Source organism: Xanthobacter autotrophicus (assembly GCF_029991245.1).
Classification (GTDB): domain Bacteria; phylum Pseudomonadota; class Alphaproteobacteria; order Rhizobiales; family Xanthobacteraceae; genus Xanthobacter; species Xanthobacter autotrophicus_C.
Window position 1 is genome coordinate 1 of sequence record NZ_JAIVFO010000449.1, and the last position, 398, is coordinate 398.

The 398-nt window shown below is 33.2% G+C and carries 1 protein-coding gene; it reads left to right on the forward strand.

From position 1 onward, the window contains the following. A partial coding sequence (locus K9U41_RS23630; protein ID WP_282643251.1) for a hypothetical protein occupies nucleotides 1-398 on the forward strand: 398 nt, incomplete at both ends.

Below are 398 nucleotides of genomic sequence, written 5' to 3' on the forward strand. Positions count from 1 at the left end.
ATATTTTGGAGCATGGTTTTCTCAAACAGGAGTTTTTACCCTTTTGGTTGAGCTTAATGCTCCTACTTGGGCAACAGCTACAAGTGCTATGCTTGCTTTTTTACCTGGAGTTTTACTTGCTCCTATTAATGGCGTCATAGTAGAGAAAAATAAACCTAAAAAACTTTTACTCAGCATGATTAGCATAGAATTAATTTCTATTTTTTGTCTTATTTTTGTCACAAGTCTTAGTATGCTTTGGCTTTTATTTATTTTAATTTTCATAAGACTTTGTGTTGCTTCGATTTATTTTCAAGCTGAAATGAGTTTATTGGCCAAAATTTTAACTCCTCAAGAACTTAAACTCGCTAATGAAATGCACAGTGTCATTTGGGCGATTTCTTATACAGCAGGTATGG